At 36.9% G+C, this 833-nt stretch carries 2 protein-coding genes; one reads left to right on the top strand and one right to left on the bottom strand.

All coding sequences use genetic code 11. The features are described 5' to 3' along the window. Positions 1-200 precede the first annotated feature (200 nt). Positions 201-395 carry a TIGR04149 family rSAM-modified RiPP gene (locus EO766_RS18275; protein WP_287101820.1) on the top strand — a complete coding sequence of 65 codons (195 nt, stop codon included), beginning with the start codon at positions 201-203 and terminating at the stop codon, positions 393-395. A gap of 37 nt (positions 396-432) precedes the next feature. Here the strand turns inward: EO766_RS18275 and EO766_RS18270 are convergent. Next, positions 433-833, bottom strand: a 401-nt coding sequence (locus tag EO766_RS18270) for a transposase (protein ID WP_287101819.1), incomplete at its 5' end; no start/stop codon positions are given.

Below are 833 nucleotides of genomic sequence, written 5' to 3'. Positions count from 1 at the left end.
GTATCAGTAGAAAGTTCATTCGAATTGGGGATACATCTCTTTAAAACTGATATAGTTTTAACTTACTGCTAATTTAAAAATTGTAGGGCTTCCCCTACACATACTATTCAAAAATTGTTTATATTTTTAGGTTACCTAAGCGCAAGGGTTACCTGTGGAGGTGCACAGGTATATTTTTTAACTTTTAACTTTTTAAAAAAATGAAACAATTATCAAAAGAAGAAATGAAACAAATTAAAGGCGGTACTACCCATTGTGGCACCTGTTCTGCCAACAGCGCAACTTGTCAAAGTTTTCCTTCTGGGTGGGTATGCACGAATTTATATGGCTATGGTGGATTAGCCATGCAGTGTGCTAATTTTTCTACTATGGAAGTTGAATTCGATTCCTGCTAATTTTTAGAATGGAAATGGCTAATATTTAGAGCGTATCTCAAAAGTAGTTTCTTAATAATATAACTGTACAAGCTAATTGTACAAATCCGAGAAAATTGGCATCATAGTGATCAAATCTTGTTTGACAACGTCGAAACTGCTGAATCCAGGCAAAGACTCTTTCGATCTTCCACCTGTTTTTGTATCGTCGTAATTCACGTCCATCCTGTGTAGCCTTTTTCACCCGGTTGGTTTTATGTGGAGCGATCATTTTGATGCGGTTCCCTTTAAGTATTTTATCAAGAGGATCACTATCATAAGCCATATCCCCGATCAAGCGTTTAGGCTTTGTTCGCGTAAATCGTTTTGATATCGTTTTTTCAACGAGTTTAATCTCATGGGTACTTGCTTCATGTGTGGAAATGGCGATAGGAAGACCATTACGGTCTGCAATTGCCA

Source organism: Hydrotalea sp. AMD (assembly GCF_004100315.1).
In the GTDB taxonomy this organism is placed as follows: domain Bacteria; phylum Bacteroidota; class Bacteroidia; order Chitinophagales; family Chitinophagaceae; genus Hydrotalea; species Hydrotalea flava.
The sequence above is the reverse complement of the archived record's forward strand: the minus strand, read 5'-3'. Positions and strand labels throughout refer to the sequence as shown.

Excerpts from the sequence above, each read along its gene's own strand:
- EO766_RS18275 (WP_287101820.1), top strand. The coding sequence starts at position 201 with ATGAAACAATTATCAAAAGAAGAAATGAAACAAATTAAAGGCGGTACT.